At 57.0% G+C, this 15,614-nt stretch carries 18 protein-coding genes; 11 read left to right on the top strand and 7 right to left on the bottom strand.

Annotated features, from left to right (window positions below):
- Nucleotides 1-11: 11 nt before the first annotated feature.
- The 3 genes from AC13Q5_RS07730 (at nucleotide 12) to AC13Q5_RS07720 (ending at nucleotide 3,812) form a co-directional block, all read left to right on the top strand.
- Nucleotides 12-1,343, top strand: a complete 1,332-nt coding sequence (locus AC13Q5_RS07730) for an ABC transporter ATP-binding protein (RefSeq protein WP_488501332.1) — start codon at nucleotides 12-14, stop codon at nucleotides 1,341-1,343.
- 750 nt (nucleotides 1,344-2,093) lie between these two features.
- A complete protein-coding gene (locus AC13Q5_RS07725) occupies nucleotides 2,094-3,158 on the top strand; it encodes a sensor histidine kinase (RefSeq protein ID WP_457888774.1) in 1,065 nt (354 codons plus the stop codon).
- Nucleotides 3,159-3,161: 3 nt separating this feature from the next.
- On the top strand, nucleotides 3,162-3,812 hold the full coding sequence (locus AC13Q5_RS07720) for a response regulator transcription factor (protein ID WP_488501331.1): 651 nt from the start codon (nucleotides 3,162-3,164) through the stop codon (nucleotides 3,810-3,812).
- A 69-nt stretch (nucleotides 3,813-3,881) separates the two neighbouring features.
- Here AC13Q5_RS07720 and AC13Q5_RS07715 read toward each other — a convergent pair whose 3' ends face one another.
- From AC13Q5_RS07715 to AC13Q5_RS07705, 3 genes are all read right to left on the bottom strand, one after another.
- Complete coding sequence (locus tag AC13Q5_RS07715; protein ID WP_488501330.1) at nucleotides 3,882-4,277, bottom strand: nuclear transport factor 2 family protein; 396 nt, start codon at nucleotides 4,275-4,277, stop codon at nucleotides 3,882-3,884.
- Nucleotides 4,278-4,324: 47 nt separating this feature from the next.
- Nucleotides 4,325-4,717: a hypothetical protein gene (locus tag AC13Q5_RS07710; RefSeq protein ID WP_488501329.1), complete on the bottom strand. Its 393-nt coding sequence runs from the start codon at nucleotides 4,715-4,717 to the stop codon at nucleotides 4,325-4,327.
- 323 nt (nucleotides 4,718-5,040) lie between these two features.
- Nucleotides 5,041-5,829 carry an XRE family transcriptional regulator gene (locus AC13Q5_RS07705; protein WP_075851009.1) on the bottom strand — a complete coding sequence of 263 codons (789 nt, stop codon included), beginning with the start codon at nucleotides 5,827-5,829 and terminating at the stop codon, nucleotides 5,041-5,043.
- Between the two features lie 349 nt (nucleotides 5,830-6,178).
- Between AC13Q5_RS07705 and AC13Q5_RS07700 the strand changes: the two genes are divergently transcribed.
- The 4 genes from AC13Q5_RS07700 to AC13Q5_RS07685 all read left to right on the top strand — a co-directional run bounded on the left by AC13Q5_RS07700 (nucleotide 6,179) and on the right by AC13Q5_RS07685 (nucleotide 7,868).
- Complete coding sequence (locus AC13Q5_RS07700; protein ID WP_488501328.1) at nucleotides 6,179-6,364, top strand: hypothetical protein; 186 nt, start codon at nucleotides 6,179-6,181, stop codon at nucleotides 6,362-6,364.
- Nucleotides 6,365-6,469: 105 nt separating this feature from the next.
- Nucleotides 6,470-6,754, top strand: coding sequence for a hypothetical protein (locus tag AC13Q5_RS07695; RefSeq protein ID WP_457881937.1), 285 nt, complete (start codon nucleotides 6,470-6,472; stop codon nucleotides 6,752-6,754).
- Nucleotides 6,755-6,811: 57 nt separating this feature from the next.
- Entirely contained in the window at nucleotides 6,812-7,228 is a 417-nt protein-coding gene (locus AC13Q5_RS07690; protein WP_075851006.1) for a hypothetical protein, read from the top strand.
- Nucleotides 7,203-7,868 (top strand): DUF6362 family protein, encoded by a 666-nt coding sequence (locus AC13Q5_RS07685; RefSeq protein ID WP_457881936.1) that lies wholly within the window; start codon nucleotides 7,203-7,205, stop codon nucleotides 7,866-7,868. Before AC13Q5_RS07690 ends, AC13Q5_RS07685 begins: the two co-directional genes overlap by 26 nt.
- Before the next feature lie 76 nt (nucleotides 7,869-7,944).
- Here the strand turns inward: AC13Q5_RS07685 and AC13Q5_RS07680 are convergent, their stop codons facing one another.
- Nucleotides 7,945-8,625 (bottom strand): class I SAM-dependent methyltransferase, encoded by a 681-nt coding sequence (locus AC13Q5_RS07680; RefSeq protein WP_457881982.1) that lies wholly within the window; start codon nucleotides 8,623-8,625, stop codon nucleotides 7,945-7,947.
- Between the two features lie 328 nt (nucleotides 8,626-8,953).
- Between AC13Q5_RS07680 and AC13Q5_RS07675 the strand changes: the two genes are divergently transcribed.
- The 3 genes from AC13Q5_RS07675 to AC13Q5_RS07665 are packed head-to-tail and all read left to right on the top strand — an operon-like array spanning nucleotide 8,954 to nucleotide 12,021.
- A complete protein-coding gene (locus tag AC13Q5_RS07675) occupies nucleotides 8,954-9,301 on the top strand; it encodes a hypothetical protein (protein ID WP_075851004.1) in 348 nt (115 codons plus the stop codon).
- The gene (gene terL / locus AC13Q5_RS07670; RefSeq protein ID WP_488501327.1) at nucleotides 9,258-10,742 is read left to right on the top strand and encodes a phage terminase large subunit; all 1,485 of its coding nucleotides are present in this window, start codon (nucleotides 9,258-9,260) and stop codon (nucleotides 10,740-10,742) included. The genes AC13Q5_RS07675 and terL overlap by 44 nt, the downstream gene beginning before the upstream one ends.
- 46 nt (nucleotides 10,743-10,788) lie before the next feature.
- Complete coding sequence (locus tag AC13Q5_RS07665) at nucleotides 10,789-12,021, top strand: DUF1073 domain-containing protein (protein ID WP_488501326.1); 1,233 nt, start codon at nucleotides 10,789-10,791, stop codon at nucleotides 12,019-12,021.
- 185 nt (nucleotides 12,022-12,206) lie between these two features.
- Here the strand turns inward: AC13Q5_RS07665 and AC13Q5_RS07660 are convergent, their stop codons facing one another.
- From AC13Q5_RS07660 to AC13Q5_RS07650, 3 genes are all read right to left on the bottom strand, one after another.
- Complete coding sequence (locus AC13Q5_RS07660; protein ID WP_488501325.1) at nucleotides 12,207-12,413, bottom strand: hypothetical protein; 207 nt, start codon at nucleotides 12,411-12,413, stop codon at nucleotides 12,207-12,209.
- A 306-nt stretch (nucleotides 12,414-12,719) separates the two neighbouring features.
- Entirely contained in the window at nucleotides 12,720-13,016 is a 297-nt protein-coding gene (locus AC13Q5_RS07655; protein WP_075850977.1) for a hypothetical protein, read from the bottom strand.
- Between the two features lie 132 nt (nucleotides 13,017-13,148).
- Entirely contained in the window at nucleotides 13,149-14,117 is a 969-nt protein-coding gene (locus AC13Q5_RS07650; protein WP_075850976.1) for a polysaccharide lyase family 20 protein, read from the bottom strand.
- A gap of 391 nt (nucleotides 14,118-14,508) precedes the next feature.
- Between AC13Q5_RS07650 and AC13Q5_RS07645 the strand changes: the two genes are divergently transcribed.
- Nucleotides 14,509-15,612, top strand: a complete 1,104-nt coding sequence (locus AC13Q5_RS07645) for a GumK N-terminal domain-containing glycosyltransferase (RefSeq protein WP_488501324.1) — start codon at nucleotides 14,509-14,511, stop codon at nucleotides 15,610-15,612.
- Nucleotides 15,613-15,614: the final 2 nt, after the last annotated feature.

The following is a 15,614-nucleotide window of genomic DNA, read 5'->3' as shown; positions in this document are numbered from 1 at the left end:
GAGAACCGAATATGGAAAACGTTGTCATCTCCAAGAAGACCGATATTGCAAGGAATGCGCCGCTGGTTCTCGCCAAGCAGGTGTGCCAGGCCTACGACAAGGGGGCGTCCGGCTCGCTCGTCGTGCTCGAAAATGTCGATCTGCAACTCTATCCCAATGAGATCGTTGGGCTGCTCGGTCGTTCTGGTTCCGGCAAGTCTACGCTGCTGCGTGCGATTGCCGGCCTGATCCGCCCAAGCAAGGGCGACATCACTTTCGAGGGCCGGCCGGTCGTCGGCCCCAACTCCGATGTTGCCGTGGTTTTCCAGAGCTTTGCGCTCTTTCCCTGGCTGACCGTATTGCAAAACGTCGAACTCGGTTTGGAGGCGCAAGGCGTTGCGCCGTCCGAGCGACGCAAGCGTGCGCTCGCCGCCATTGACCTCATCGGCCTCGATGGTTTCGAAAGCGCCTATCCGAAAGAGCTGTCTGGCGGCATGCGCCAGCGTGTCGGTCTTGCACGGGCGCTCGTCGTCCGGCCGAAGGTTCTGCTGATGGACGAACCCTTTTCGGCGCTCGACGTGCTGACGGCAGAAACGCTTCGCACGGATCTGCTCGATCTGTGGTGCGAGGGCCGCATGCCGATCGAGTCGGTCCTGATGGTTACCCACAATATCGAAGAGGCCGTGCTGATGTGCGACCGCATTTTGATCTTCGGATCGAATCCCGGCCGGGTAATCGCCGAGATCCATGTGGATCTGCCGCAGCCGCGCAACCGGCTCGATCCGGCCTTTCGTATGCTTGTCGAAGACATCTATGCTCGCATGACGGTGAAGACTGGCGCACCGACGCGCGAGGGGCTTTTCCCTGGCACAGGCATTGCCATGGCGCTGCCCCGCGTATCGACCAACCTAATGTCAGGTCTGATCGAGACGGTTGCCGCGGAGCCCTATCGCGGACAGGCCGACCTGCCGCCGCTGGCCACCCATCTGCATCTCGGCATCGATGACCTCTTTCCGGTTGCGGAAACGCTTCAGCTGCTGCGTTTCGCCGATCTGGAGGGGGGCGACATCAAGTTGACCGCGCCAAGTTTACGTTTCTCCGACAGCGATGTCGATGAACGCAAGAAGCTCTTCGAGCAGCATTTGGCAACCTACGTGCCGCTGGCTGCGCACATCCGCCGCGTGCTCGACGAGCGACCCACCCACCGCGCGCCCGCACGGCGCTTCCGCGATGAGTTGGAGGATTACATGTCCGAGGATTATGCCGACATCACTCTCAAGGCCGTCACGAACTGGGCTCGTTATGCGGAATATTTCGCCTACGACGAAAACGCCGATCTGTTCACGCTAGAGAACCCGAGTTGAAACCTTCAGCTGGAACGAATGCGAAAGGGTCACCGCCGGCTGAGGCGGTGACCGGCCCCCTTGTATTTCTGGATTTGATAGGCCGCCAAGGCAGGACTTAGCGCATGAGATCCGGCAGATCGCCAGTTTTGGCGGTCTGAGGTCGCGCGGCCTGTCTGGCTGCGGGACGGATTGACATGCCCAGAGACAACGAAGAATTCGGCCGTTTCCTGGAAGCGCTCAACAGGAACAAGTTAAATGGACTGGATAAGGGAAAGCGCCGCCAATCCCGCGCCCATACGCGCTTCGGCGCACGAATGGTGCGGCTGAAGGACCTTACCAGTTTGGTATATATGATAGCGCTTCTCTGGAGCGCACATTGGCTTATGCGGTCGGCTACACGCTTGTTCTTCAACGGATTTTTGTCCGCCAGCAAGACGCGCACGCTGCTCCGCTGGGCAGCACGCCTCAACAGGGCGAGTCTAGCCGTTCTCCGGCGGAGCCAGCAACGGCGTCTCGTCAGCCGTTATGCCGGAAACGATAACAATGACCGCCGTGCTTGATCAGGCCGTCATCTCATCAAGTGCGCTACCGGTATCTGGCGCTGTTTGCGATAGCCGGGCGTGTGCGGGCCTAAGCTCGCGTCAGGTGCAGGGGATGCTATACGAGAGGCAGGCCAAAGAATGCGGCAGTTGTCTTGAGGCTCAGGGTCAGGCAGTTTGCAGCTTCTGCACGCAACGCTGCGGGAACGGTGATGCAGGGATGCAAGGGATGAGGCGCGAATTTCTGAAATATCTTTTCGAGATGCCCTTGCTTTGGCTTGGCATTGCGATCCTCGCCGGCCTCATTTTCATCGGTGATACGATCACGGATCTGGAGATTGCCTTCGCCGTTCTCTACGTTTCGGTGATCTTGCTGGCGGTATATTCCGGTCGAACCGGAGCTATAGCGATGGTCGGGATTGCATGTGCGGCTTTGACGATCATCAGCTATTTTTTGACGAGCCATGGCGCTTCGCAAGCAGGCCTGATCAACAGTACTCTTAGCCTGGTCGCGATCGGCGCGACCACTTACCTCGCAATCAGGATTGAAATGCTCGACGCCAGGGCGAGACAGGCACAATCGGAACTTGCACGCATGTCGCGTCTCATGATCGTCGGCGAGTTGGGTACATCGATAGCCCACGAAGTGAGCCAGCCGATCACCGCAATTGCCGCCAATGGCAGTGCTGCACTTCGATGGCTTTCTGCAACACCGGCTGATCAAGATGAAGCCCGCCGCGCTATCGAGCGAATTGTAGCGGATGCCGGGCGCGCAGGCGATGTCATTGCCCGTGTCCGGGGGCTCGTGGCGCGCTCGTCGCCGTCTAGCGACACGATCGATCTGGTCGAGGCGATCAATGATGTACTGGAACTCGTCCGCAGCGAGATCCGCCGGAATCAGATCCTGTTCCGCACCGAATTGGCTGGCGATCTGCCATTGGTGGCTGGCGATCGTGTCCAGCTTCAACAGGTGATCCTCAATCTCATCATGAATGCGATCGAAGCTCTGGCGGAGGTCGATGTGGAAATCCGTGAGCTGCTCGTCAGCGCCGCGGCAGACGAACGGAAAGTGACCGTCAGCGTGCGCGATACTGGCGGCGGCATGCCGGCCGAAATGCTCGACAGGATATTCGAAGCCTTCTACACGACGAAGCCGAAGGGCATGGGAATGGGGCTTGCTATCAGCCGGTCCATTATCGAGGCGCATGGCGGGACGATCTATGCGGCGCCGAATTTTCCGCACGGAGCCGTCTTCGGTTTTACCTTGCCGCTCGGTGGAAAGGCAAAGGGGTAGGGAATGCAGGGGCAGCAGTCGACCGTTTATGTAATTGACGACGACCCATCCGTGCGCGATGGGCTGGACAGCTTATTGCGCTCCGTCGGCTATGATACGCGTGGCTTTGTATCGCCCCGGGATTTCTTGGCGTCTCCCCGGTCTGAAAGACCAGCCTGCATCGTGCTTGATGTTAGGATGCCGGATGCGAGCGGTCTTGATTTTCAGGATGAACTTGCGCGAATGGGTTATGTGATCCCGATCATTTTCCTTACCGGTCACGGCGACGTGCCGATGTCCGTCAGGGCGATGAAAGCGGGCGCGGTTGAGTTTCTTCTAAAGCCGTTCCGTGAGCAGGATCTGCTCGATGCTATCAGGCAGGCGCTTGAAATCGATCGCGCCCGGCTGCGCAAGCAGGCGGCGGAGGTCGACCTTCACGAGCGGTTTTCGACGCTCACGCCGCGCGAACGCGAGGTCATGGCGCTCGTCGCGCGAGGCCTCCTCAACAAGCAAATCGCCGCCGAGATCGGCCTCAGCGAAATAACCGTGAAAGTCCATCGCGGTCAGGCTATGCGCAAGATGCGGGCTGATTCCGTCGCCGACCTTATCCGTATGGCCGATAGCTTGGGGCTGACAGATGGTAAAGCCAACGATGCAGCGCCTGGGCTCCGCTAATCTTACCGCGTTTGTCCCAGTCGCAAGCATTTCATGGCTTACGAGTGCGGTGTCGCCCGTGTCGTGAGTTCAGTTTTGCGGAGTGGTGAGCGTTCCCTGATGAAAGATCATCTGCCATCGTCCATCGATACGCTGCCAGATCGAGCTCCTTAGAGTGTGTCGCTCCAGGTCCTTCTCTCCGGCCTGTCGGATGCTTCGATAGGTGACGAGGACGGCATCCGGCGAGATCGGTCGGAAGGCATAGTCGCGGGAAATAATGGATGGAGCGGCTTCTTCCGACTTTTCTGCAGCCAGAAGGGCGATGTGTTCATCTCTATCGTCATAGACCGTTCCGGAGCTGCCGAATTCAATGAAGCCTTCCGCCAGCAGCTCCGCCACGATCGCCGGCGATTGCCGGATTTCAGGGAGATGCAACTTCTGTTCCAGTAGGCGGATCTCTTCAAGCTCGTATTGGGGGAGGTTCATAGTTTTAGCGACCTCCTATGAGTATTGATGTTTGCATGTCGTGAACCTCAATATGGCGTTGCGAACGCCTCCAGTTTTTTCTCCTGTTCGAGCTTGCAGTTTTGATCATGGTCGGTCTCCCTAGATTGCTCCAATGCAGAGACGAAAAGTTCTGCGGCGTGGCAACCTGCCTGTGTCTTGTCGTCTTCGATGACGGCAGCTATCCGCCGAAACAATTCTGACTCGAAGCCGCCGGCATTGTGCGAGGCATTCGGCCGCACCAGCCTGGCACCGCCATCCAATCTGATTGCCGATACGTAGAATTCATCCTCGTAATCGGCTCCCGCCGATGTCAGTTCAGCGCGCCCGTATAATAGCAATCCGGTTTCCCAACGATCGCATAGGCGGATGCTGAGCTCATCGAACGAATATTCGCAGGAAAACTCCAGAGCGTACACCATCATTCTCCCGTCTTAGCGATCGACGATATCCTGGCAATACCGGTTTCCCTCAAGGTATCTGCCAGCGCGATGATGAAAGCATTCGGCTTTCTTGGCATGAATGACACTCTCCCTTCGACGGCCCTGCAGCCCTTTCAGTCGTTGCGCCTGGCGTGTCCGGTTTCGCTGACTTCAAGCGAGATCCTAAGCTTGCCCGGGCTCATTCCATTCAGGACCAATGGCTCCTATCGATGAGATTGGCATTCAACATAATATATGTCAACACTATTTATGTTTATTTGAGCGATTGGAACACCAAAGGTGTTTGCGGCCTATATTGCTTTCTATTTGCGGGCGATGTGGCCGCAGATTCGGCCGATGATGGTCAGTCGATCCAGCTCGACGGTGAAGGTCTCTAGCGCTGGATTGTCGGAAATGATCTTGACTTGGCCCGGATGGGTGAAGGGAACTCGCTGCAGGCGCTTGATCTGTGGTTCGGTATAGCCGTCGCTGATCGCGTAGACGGTATCGGTGGTCATTTGGTTCTGCGAGAGATCGACGATAACGCGATCGCCCGGCATATAGGTGGGCTGCATGGAATCGCCGACGACTTCCATGATGATCGTATGGTTCGGTGAAGCCTTTGCCTCGTTTCGGAGATAGCCAGTGGGGATAAGCCATTCCGCGACGATCTTGTGCCCGGCGACATTGCCCGAGCCGACGGGGAGATTGATGACTTCGCCGACAATGCCACTACCGGCGCCAAGTTTGACATCCACTTCCGGTGTTGCGCCTTCGATCTGCGGCTTCCAGTGCTCACGGCTGTAACTGAGTTCGTCGCCACTCTCGGCAAATCCATCCTGATCCTGCTCGTCAGGGTCGAATGACATGACGATATTCGGTGTCGGGCGTGCGGTTTTGCGCAGGCCTTCGCCAGTCAACAGATAGGCCGCAGTCGTACCGAATTTCTTGGCGTAGCGATTGGCGACCTCGGCGCTGAATTCGTTCTGACCGTTTTCATGCGCGCGATAGGTGGACAGACTCACGCCCAGCGCTTCTGCCGCCTTCGTGGCTGATGGATAATTTGCGGCTTCGCGGGCCGCTCTTAGTCGTTCGCCCATAGATTTCTGCATCTCTAGACCCTTGCAAAATTTTTGACATAAATCATGTTGACATCGCTATTATTATCAACATAATTTGTGTCTATCAAGATGCTGATGCGCAAATTGCAACTTGGCAGATGAGTGGATTGACGCTGCGTACGGTGACTAATGTTTTTAGAGGTGAAGTCATGATCACAAACGGCGGGAGTAGGAGGGCTGGATATTTCGATCGTTTCTGGGGATGTCCTGGCTGCCTCCGAACTCTGTCGATCGCGGAGATTATCGAGCTGCATTGCGAGGATTGCCATGCGGCCGTCGAACCTCAGGAAATGGTGGAGACCAGGTCCTTTTCGAAGGCAATCGATGAGGAGATGCTGTCATGATCGAAATGCTTCAGGGCTTTCTCGCTTGCATCGGCGCGTCGTTGTTTTTCGTCGCCATGATGATCGCGATAAAGTCGGTCATTTGGAGATCGCCGGTGTTACCCTTTGAGGATGAAGATACTGGTGCGCCGGAAGGGGATCAAATCCACTTTCGGATCGCGGAAGATCCGCGCGTTCGCTGAAAAACTACCCAGTGAAGGTTCGCGGCCAATAGCGAGCACTGAAACCTTAAACCCAATCGGAAACTCTACACGAAAACCTGGTCTCGTCGGCCGGGGGAGGTTGTTATGAACGAATTTCAAATCGGAACAGAGACCGTAGCCGGCGGCCATCTCGGCTGGATCCGCAAGGTTCACCGAGCGACAAATGAGATCCTCCGGGATAATCGAGGTGAGCCGATCGTCTTTGCGACGCAGGATGCAGCGAAGGCTGCGGCCGGCGAGGCGATGGTTGCTTATCTCAATACGCCGATGCTGCGCGATGGAGCGCGGGTCGAGGCCCTTTCCAAGGCGGAGGCCTTCTTCAAACCCAGATCGGCCAAGGTTGCCGACGCCACCCAGGGCGTCGTCTGATCTTCCCGATGACATGGATGAGGTCTCAAATTCACCGACGAAAGGAGTTGAGCGGCTATGACCAAAGGTAGGCTAGATCTTCTTCTCGATGGGCTGGGCATCAAGCTGGTTCCGGTCCATCGGCGCCGCGCTCCGGCGGAGAGCCACGCGCGCGGCACGATGCAGGAAATCCGCGGCCGTTACGGCGATGGTCATCTGGTCTTCGTCTTGCGGTGTATCCGGCAGACCGGGAGCAATCGCGACGAACTCTGGTCGGACACGATCGGTGCGGTATCCGATGTTCTCGCGCAGCGCCAGGATTGGGCGCTGCAGCGTCCCGGCGATCTTTTGGGTGCCTTTGACGATATTGCGCTTGCCACATTGCGCACGGATGCGGTGGCGCGGCGGCCTTGGCCCGTTCGGGCGACATTGCGCACGCTAATCTATCAGGAATTGGAGAAACGACTTGATGCACCACTCCGCCTTGCAGTTTGACGATCTATCCCAGCGCGCGGCCGAGATCGCTGACTTGAGCCTGATTATCCGTGCACGTTTCATCGAGGCTGCCGATACGATGGTTCATCTCGATGTGCGCGGCGTCCGGCCCGACAGGATGCGGACGCTCTGGCCGGAGGTTTTGCCCGAATCGACGGATCATGCCGATATCCGGATTCGCTATCGTCCGAGCGCTGCGGCGATCAGCCGGGCAGAAGAGGTTTTACAGGAATGGCTACGCGTTCATGTCGGGGACGAGGAGCGGCGTATCCTGCTTTCGCGATGGTCTATTTGCCTTGCTGCGCCTCATATTGCCGGCTCGTTTCGAGATTTCTGCGCTCGAACCGGGCGCGTGCGGCGCACGGCCGAACGACGCATTCAGAGCGAATTCCAGAAGCTTGCCGGCATGCTTTTCGCTGCCTCACCCATGCTACAGGAGCCGGATTGGTCGCGCATATCACCGATGATGCCGAACGCGCCCGGTGGGTTTGATCGGGTAAAGCCTAAGGCGCCGACACATGAAACACATTGGTTGCCGGATGATGCACGGCCCGTTTTCGATGCAGCAAGTCCCGAACTTGCCGAGTTGGCCAAACGATTGGAGCGCGGGAACCGTAGGCGCGCCAGGATGAAAGCCTAACGCGACGTAGCGACGATTACGGTCCGAACCCGAATAATCGCTACGCCTTGCCAATATCCCCGCTTGGTGACTTGTTTCACTCAAATGCAAAGATGCCGGCCGGCCGTGCCCTCGTGGTCTCTTCGCCAAAGTCTGGGACAGCATATTCTGCAAGAAGCCGAAGTCGCGATTTCGGCAAATGCGCGCGCCATGGATCGCCGATCAGGATCACGATTCCTTCTGCCAGGCAGCGATCCAGAAATACTGCAACCTTTTCCGCAAGCTCGGCTTCATAGAAGAGATCTCCGACGCATATGACATCGACCTCTGGCGGGTCGCCTGTTGTCAAATCGGCGAGTATCAAGTCGACTCTCATTCCGTTGAGTGCCGCATTCAGCTCGGTCGCTGCGATTGCGTAAGGGTCGATGTCGGTGGCATGGACCGTCGCGGCACCTGCCTTTGCGGCTGCAATTGCAACAATTCCCGAACCCGTACCAAGATCTAGCACGCGGCGACCGGCCACGTCTTTCGGCCGGTCCAAAAGATAACGGGCCAGGACCAGGCCTCCTCCCCAATAGTGCGCCCAGTAGGGCGAGCCGAATTGCGGATCCCGTTCCGCGAGGCGTCGCAGGCCGCTTTGTGAGCCTGCTTTATGCAGGCGAATATCCGGAATGCCGGGAACGGGCAGGACCGGGAGATTGACGGCGATAAACCGCCGAACCCAATCATTATTCACCAGATCATCCGAACCGCGATCCTGCGGCGCCAGCGGGCTCATGCGGATCAACTTGGAGTTTCCCTTTACGGAAATTCTATCGCCCATGGCAACGGTTCCTTGAGGCCTAAGCTGTGAATCGAGGTTTATCTGGTCCAGTTCGTCGGACTGTACGGTTATGTATTTGCAAGTAGTTTCAAACCCTTATTCGCATTCCTCGTCAAGGTTCTCATTCCTTGCACGGCAAGAGCTCTTCAAGGGTGTCGCCAACTGCGCCGAAATGGGGTATCTATTTTGGCATGATGAGAACAGTTGCAGCGACGCACTGACGATCGCAAGTGTTGTTTTGAACCGCTTGTTTTCTTTCAAAATTCCATCGGAAATCTGAAGCATGACCAATGCCGACAAGCCAGTCGCGCCGCGCAAACCGCGTGCGCGCCGTCGCAAGGCCGTTTCCGCCGAAGACACGCCGCTTGATTACATGCTGAAAGTGATGCGTGACGATGAGGCGGATCAGAAGCGGCGCGATGAAATGGCAAAGATAGCGGCCTCCTATGTCCATCGGAAACCTAGCGAACGCTCTGGCGCCGGGGCCAAGGGAGGCCACGGCGTTACCATCGACTTAACCAATGCCACGGATGAGCAGCTTGCGATACTCGAGTCCCTCTTCGGTCCGCTTGTCGGATCCGGCGACGATGATGGCGGCGATCCAGGAGGAGAAGGCGAGGCGGAGCGCTGAGCGCGAACGGGTCGAGGTTGCCGCCCAGATTGCCTTGGATGCTGAACGAATTCGCGCCAATTGCCAATCATTGACCGGCTTCGTGCGGGAAGCCTGGCACGTTGTCGAGCCCTCCGTCGAGTATGTCCATGGCTGGCACATCGATGCTATCTGCCGACATCTCGAGGCGGTTACGTCGGGCGAGATTACGCGTCTCCTGATCAACGTGCCTCCGGGTACGATGAAGTCGCTCCTGTGCGGTGTCTTCTGGCCTGCTTGGGAGTGGGGTCCGAAGGGCAAGCCGCAGATGCGTTATCTCGGCGCTTCCTATTCGGAGCACTATGCCAAACGTGACAACAGGCGCATGCGCGACCTCGTTGCCTCCGAATGGTATCAGGCGCTCTGGGGCGATCGGGTCAAGTTGACGAGAACCAGCGAGATGGCTTTCGCCAATACCCGTACGGGCTCACGTCAGGGTGTGCCGTTTTCGAGGCTGACCGGTGGTCGCGGTGATCGCGTCATTGTCGACGATCCTCATTCAGTGGATGGAGCGGAATCCGAGGCAGAGCGTTTGTCCACGGTTCGTACATTTCGTGAATCCGTGCCGACGCGACTTAACGATCCCCAGCGTTCGGCGATCGTCGTCGTGATGCAGCGACTGCATGAGGCAGATGTCTCCGGAACCATTTTAGCACTCGGGCTTGGCTATGAGCACCTGATGCTGCCGATGGAGTTCGAGCCGGAGCGGCGTTGCCGCACTTCGATCGGATTTGTCGATCCGAGGGCGGAGGAGGGCGAACTGCTCTTCCCGGAGCGTTTTCCTCAAGCGGTCGTCGAGCGCGACAAGATACCGTTGGGTAGCTACGCCGTAGCCGGTCAGTTCCAGCAGCGGCCAGCTCCGCGTTCCGGTGGTCTGTTCCAGCGCGGCGATTTTGAAATCGTGGAGGTACTGCCCTCCGGTGCAAAGCGCTGTCGTGCCTGGGACTTCGCCGCTTCGAAGGCGCGTCCGGGTCGCAAGCTGGACTGGACCGTAGGTCTGCGGATGGCCTTGGTCGGTGGCGTTTTCTACGTCGAAACTATTACGCGGGGGCGCTGGTCGCCCGCCGAGGTGGAGCGCAATCTCAAGAACGTTGCGTCGCAAGATGGGCCGACGGTGACGATCCGGATGCCGCAGGACCCAGGTGCGGCCGGCAAGGCCGATGCGGAAACCAAGATCAAGCTGCTCGCGGGTTTTCCGGTAAAAGTCATATCTCCGACCGGTGATAAGGCGACACGCGCCAAGCCGGCCTCGGCGCAGGCGGAGGCGGGGAACGTCAAGCTTTTGCGTGGGGACTGGAACGAGGCATTTCTCGACGAGATCTGCGCTTTTCCGAATGGGCAGTTCGACGACCAAGTCGATGCCTTCGCCGACGCCTTGAACGAGCTCGCGCTGAGTTCATCCTTCAGCTTCACGAATTTCTAGGCTCGCGGCGCGGGTCTTTCATCACATCGCTATCAAAGGACAATCCATGGGGCAGGTATTCTCGATGGTTCGCGACGGCTTGGTGAGCCTTGCATCCCGCATGGGCACCGAACGCGACAAGGCGGCATCGGTTTTCTACACGCAGCCGATCCTGACGGACGAGCAGATCATCGCCGCCTATCGCGGCTCCTGGCTGCCGCGCAAGATCGTCGATATCCCGGCGCTGGATAGCTGCCGGAAATGGCGAAACTGGCAGGCTGCAAGTGATCAGATCGGCTTGATTGATGCCGAAGAGCGGCGGCTCAATCTGCGCGGCAAAGTGCTGGAAGCATCAACGAAGGCACGACTATTCGGCGGTGCTGCTCTTTTCATCGGCTCCGAAGATGCCGATCCGGCATTGCCGCTCGAGGCGGAGCGGATCGGTAAGGGCGGTATCAGGCACCTCACCGTGCTGACACGCCGCCAACTCGCCGCTGGAGACATCGACAGTGATCCCGCGTCGGAATGGTATGGCAAGCCGAGATACTACACGCTGACTGGCGCCAATGGCATGCAGGTGACAATCCACCCATCACGCCTTGTCATTTTCAAGGGTGCCATGACGCCCAATGAAGAGTTCGGCGGGATAGGCCACCATGTCTGGGGTGAAAGCGTGCTGGCCGCGACCTTCGACGCGATCAAGAACGCCGACAGCACGGCGGCCAACATCGCCAGCCTCGTCTTCGAGGCGAAGATCGATATCATCAAGGTCCCGCAGTTCTCAGCCAATATCGGCAACCAGGCTTATGAAGATGCAGTGCTGCGTCGCTATGCGCTAGCCAATACCATCAAGGGGGTCAATGGGACGCTGATCCTCGATGCCGAGGAGGAGTACGACAGCAAGAGTGCGCCGCTTTCCGGTCTCACGGATATTCTGATGGCTTTCCTGCAGATCGTAGCCGGCGCGGCCGACATTCCGGTCACGCGATTGCTTGGTCAATCGCCAGCGGGGATGAATGCGACAGGCACTGCCGACATGAAGAAAATTGGTTCGATCTGCTGCCGGGGCCGGCGGAGGTCAATCGGATTCTTGACGCTCTACGCAGCAAAGTTGGCCTCAACGGAGATTTCGGCAACTGGGAGCGAGCCGGTAAATACGAGGATCTCGCAAAGATCATGGGCCGTGCTGAACTTTGCCATGCAAAGGGACGTTATTCAGCAACAGGTCTCGATGCAGAGGATTATGTTCGTTGCATCAAGCTTTCCAACGCGGCCGGTTATCAAGGTCCTTTCACGCTGATCTACGACTCGACATATCATGGGGATGAATGGTCAGGGATTCTCGAAGAGCGAGACTGCATCGCCAATGTCTTCAAAGAGAAGTCGGCATAAAATAGCGGTCGCTACCGCCACGTTTTGCAGATGCACTAACTGGGCAAATTGTGTCCGGGTTTTAGAGTCAAAGCTGGATGTCTGGGCGAGGCATCAATGAAAATCGTAGTTATGCAAGGCGCCAAGCAATCGATCTTGTGTTTGATAGCCGGCGTTGTAGAGGTCAATGGCTACATTGGCTGCCGACAGACCCTCCTGACTTTGTAATGTGATGCTACGTTCAGCACACCAGGCAAAGAGGGCGCCTGCGAGGACATCGATGTCATCGGCGTAAAGCGGCGCATTGACCATCATAGACATTCGCTACACCATTCATTGTTGGAGCTTGGTATCGGCGGGGTGAAGCGAACACTGCTTTGGTTTTGAAAATTTGCAACCGAGTTCATCGCGCGACGTTAACGGCAGCCTGATATGGGACAGACTGTGTGTGTCTTAACAAGACACAGGCCTATTTCTCGGCACATCATTGATGATTTTGATGCCCGCCGGGCGCCACAGAATGAGTAAGTCTGTCACCTGTATCGTGTGGTGCAACAAGCAAGAGGGCGCCGAGCGTAATTGCTAGCGCCACCAAGAGGTATAACACGAGTCTTGGCCTGGAAGGCATCACTGATGGATGGGGTGCGACGCCTTAACAGCTGCCTCGATCAACTCTTCGGCGTATAAAAGCGCCGATGCCGTATCTTCTCCGTCGAGTTTCAAATCCTTGCATTTGTGATGCATGGCTCTGCGAATCTGGGCTAGCAACGCTGCATCGATATCGACTTCGCCTTCGTCGAACACATGCGTTAGTGCGGACTGAGCGACAATTTCCAGGACCGCAACCCGCCCTTCAATTTCACCCAGAGAGGGTATCGCGTTCCTCTTCACATGCTGCTTGCAATCGCGATGGGTAGTAAGCATTTCGGTCACCTCCTTCACGAAAGAGGATAACTATCGAGAAAGGAAAAAGTTCGGCCATTTCTCAAAAAAAACGCACTATCGCAGAGCGCCTAGCCCTCTAGATCTAGAGGCAATATATCCTCGGCTGCCTGGTCACTTCATGGGGCAAAGGCTGAGGTCCGACAATACATCGGCACAGTGGGGCGAACGACGAAAATCATCGTAGTAAAGGGTCCACACGGTGGTGTCGGCGGCGCGGTAGGGGCCGAATTTGAAATATTGATTCTTTCCCAGTCCGTGATCGGCATGTCCTATATGGCCGGTAACCGTAACGATCCATTTGTTGTTGGCGAATATCTCAATATGGCCCGAGCCATCCGGGCCTGGTTTGCTGTAAATGGCGAAGTCGATCCAGCCTGATGCCGGGGTCGGCAGCTTGTTACCACGATTTATTACTTTGATAGCGTTTGTGCAGCCGGTAAATTCTTGCCCGTCGGATTCGGCCCAATTGTCATCGGTGGCCACCAGTGCACGCATTTGGTTTGTATCGGGACGGAACCAGACCGGCGCTTCGTCGTCGCTACAGGCCTTGCCGTTATTTTCGGGCTCGTGTTTCTTGATAGGTGCAACGTAGTTGGTTTCAACGGTTGCGAAGAGTTTGCCATTATTGAGCCGCAGTGCGAGGAAGGGGCTGAAGTCCCCCTTGGCGTTCGGCCCGATTTCCCGTTTCCACTGCGCGATAAGGTAGCGATGGTCGCCTGAGGGTATGGGATCGGCGAATTTTACGGCGAAGCCGTACCAAACGCCCTGGTCGTATGGCACGCGATACTTGGTGCGCTCCCAGATTTCCGCCCTCTCGCTGCAGTTTGCTTTACCTGGCGGGCAGAATGGCTTGACGCTCAACTTCAACGCGCCCGCTCCGGTACGTTTTACTTCCGACTGAAATTCGACCGTTCCCGCCTTTTGTTCGAAATTATCGCGATAGTAGAGGTGGCCAGTGGGAGCGAAATCTGTGCCGTCGAAACCGTCATGCAGCACCATTTGCGACGGGCTATCAGCCAGAACCGGCGTTGCGGCACAGGTGCAGGCCAGGATGGCGGGCAGTGCGTATTTTGCATTCATGCGGGAGTGTTCCTGTGACGTGACTTTCGTAAAGCTTTATCAATGACCTGTTCGCTTCTCGCAGGCAAGCGAGAGCAGCGTTACTTCAACGCCGGATTGATGGCCCTCAAGTCAATTCCAATTATTTCCGGGAGAGCTACAGCCTGTGAATGTGATGATTGATGGTGCAACTTTAACCGCATGTTAGACGCTTTGCGGTTCATATCCCCGCGCAATTGGGCTTTGGTTGCGGCTATCAACGCCCCGGACATGACTGTTCGTCGCTGCGACCTCATCGACGTTTGGATGTCGGTCATGACATAAACCGGCTGAGGGTCGCTGTTGGGGACCGCCTTTGGCAAATGGGGAACTAGAGCTGGCCAGTCGAGAGGCTCAGCTACGACGAAAAATCGTGATCTTGACATCGCATGCGTTTTTGCGCGGCTATCGTAAAGCGTCAATCCACTTCATTGCATCCTGCTGGGCCGAGCAGGGGCATGAAGTTCATTTTCTCACTATCGGCCACAGCTGGCTCACCTTGCTCAAGGATCGCCGGCGCTTTCGTGCTTTGTCTCAAGATCAGGCGAATCGGTTTCAGACTATCGCTGCCAATTTGAGAGCCGGCGCCTATCTCCCCCCACTGCATGCTTTCAGTTCCGGCAACCGCTTTCTCAATGCAGCTAGCCCGGTGCTCTTTTGGCTCTATGGCAGCTATTTCCCGCCCTTTGCGCACCGCGTTATAGCCCACGCAGATCTGGTGCTGGTTGAGAGCGGCTCCGCGCTCGCTTTCTTAGCCAAGGTCAAGAAACTAAATCCAAAGGCGCGGATTTTGTATTTTTGTCGCGACCTGCTGAGAACCATCGGGGCCACGTCGGCGCTGCAGGATATCGAAGCTCGGCAGATCGCCCACTTTGATGCGATTTGCGTTCCTTCGCAGCGGCTTGGGGCCATGCTTCCCCCGGGCGGACGTGTACGGGTTATCCCGCAGGGCGTTGATGCAGCCCTGTTCGATCGCAAGCAGCCATCTCCTTACATACCCGGCAGCCGGAATGCGGTTTCCATCGGCAATATGCTTTTTGACCAGACTTCCGTCGCTGCGATGGCTGCTGCCGCGCCGGATGTGAATTTCCATGTTTTTGGCGCCACATGGAATGGTTGGGCTCGACCGAATATCACGATCTATGGCGAAAGGGATTTCGAGAGCATCATCCCTTACCTGCAACATGCTGATTTTGGCATTGCTCCATATCGCTTGACCGCGGATGAGGTCTATCTCGCAGAGTCAAGCTTGAAACTCGCGCAATATAGCTATTGCGGCCTGCCGATCCTGTTACCCGATCTCGTTCCTTTTACCCGCGCCAATTGCATTGCCTATAGATTGGATGGCGAGGCCGCATGGCGAGAGAAGATCGATGCAGCGCTGGCCATGCCGCGCTCGGCGGCTTTCCGCGACGGAATCATTACCTGGGACGAAGTTGCGCGGCAAACCCTGGCTGCCGTATATGAAGCCCAATGATC

This window comes from Martinezella sp. CNPSo 3964 (assembly GCF_057784375.1).
The sequence above is the reverse complement of the archived record's forward strand: the minus strand, read 5'-3'. Positions and strand labels throughout refer to the sequence as shown.

Coding starts and splice junctions, on each gene's coding strand:
- AC13Q5_RS07730 (WP_488501332.1), top strand. CDS start 12: ATGGAAAACGTTGTCATCTCCAAGAAGACCGATATTGCAAGGAATGCG.
- AC13Q5_RS07725 (WP_457888774.1), top strand. CDS start 2,094: ATGAGGCGCGAATTTCTGAAATATCTTTTCGAGATGCCCTTGCTTTGG.
- AC13Q5_RS07720 (WP_488501331.1), top strand. CDS start 3,162: ATGCAGGGGCAGCAGTCGACCGTTTATGTAATTGACGACGACCCATCC.
- AC13Q5_RS07715 (WP_488501330.1), bottom strand. CDS start 4,277: ATGAACCTCCCCCAATACGAGCTTGAAGAGATCCGCCTACTGGAACAG.
- AC13Q5_RS07710 (WP_488501329.1), bottom strand. CDS start 4,717: ATGGTGTACGCTCTGGAGTTTTCCTGCGAATATTCGTTCGATGAGCTC.
- AC13Q5_RS07705 (WP_075851009.1), bottom strand. CDS start 5,829: ATGCAGAAATCTATGGGCGAACGACTAAGAGCGGCCCGCGAAGCCGCA.
- AC13Q5_RS07700 (WP_488501328.1), top strand. CDS start 6,179: ATGATCGAAATGCTTCAGGGCTTTCTCGCTTGCATCGGCGCGTCGTTG.
- AC13Q5_RS07695 (WP_457881937.1), top strand. CDS start 6,470: ATGAACGAATTTCAAATCGGAACAGAGACCGTAGCCGGCGGCCATCTC.
- AC13Q5_RS07690 (WP_075851006.1), top strand. CDS start 6,812: ATGACCAAAGGTAGGCTAGATCTTCTTCTCGATGGGCTGGGCATCAAG.
- AC13Q5_RS07685 (WP_457881936.1), top strand. CDS start 7,203: ATGCACCACTCCGCCTTGCAGTTTGACGATCTATCCCAGCGCGCGGCC.
- AC13Q5_RS07680 (WP_457881982.1), bottom strand. CDS start 8,625: ATGAGCCCGCTGGCGCCGCAGGATCGCGGTTCGGATGATCTGGTGAAT.
- AC13Q5_RS07675 (WP_075851004.1), top strand. CDS start 8,954: ATGACCAATGCCGACAAGCCAGTCGCGCCGCGCAAACCGCGTGCGCGC.
- terL (WP_488501327.1), top strand. CDS start 9,258: ATGATGGCGGCGATCCAGGAGGAGAAGGCGAGGCGGAGCGCTGAGCGC.
- AC13Q5_RS07665 (WP_488501326.1), top strand. CDS start 10,789: ATGGGGCAGGTATTCTCGATGGTTCGCGACGGCTTGGTGAGCCTTGCA.
- AC13Q5_RS07660 (WP_488501325.1), bottom strand. CDS start 12,413: ATGTCTATGATGGTCAATGCGCCGCTTTACGCCGATGACATCGATGTC.
- AC13Q5_RS07655 (WP_075850977.1), bottom strand. CDS start 13,016: ATGCTTACTACCCATCGCGATTGCAAGCAGCATGTGAAGAGGAACGCG.
- AC13Q5_RS07650 (WP_075850976.1), bottom strand. CDS start 14,117: ATGAATGCAAAATACGCACTGCCCGCCATCCTGGCCTGCACCTGTGCC.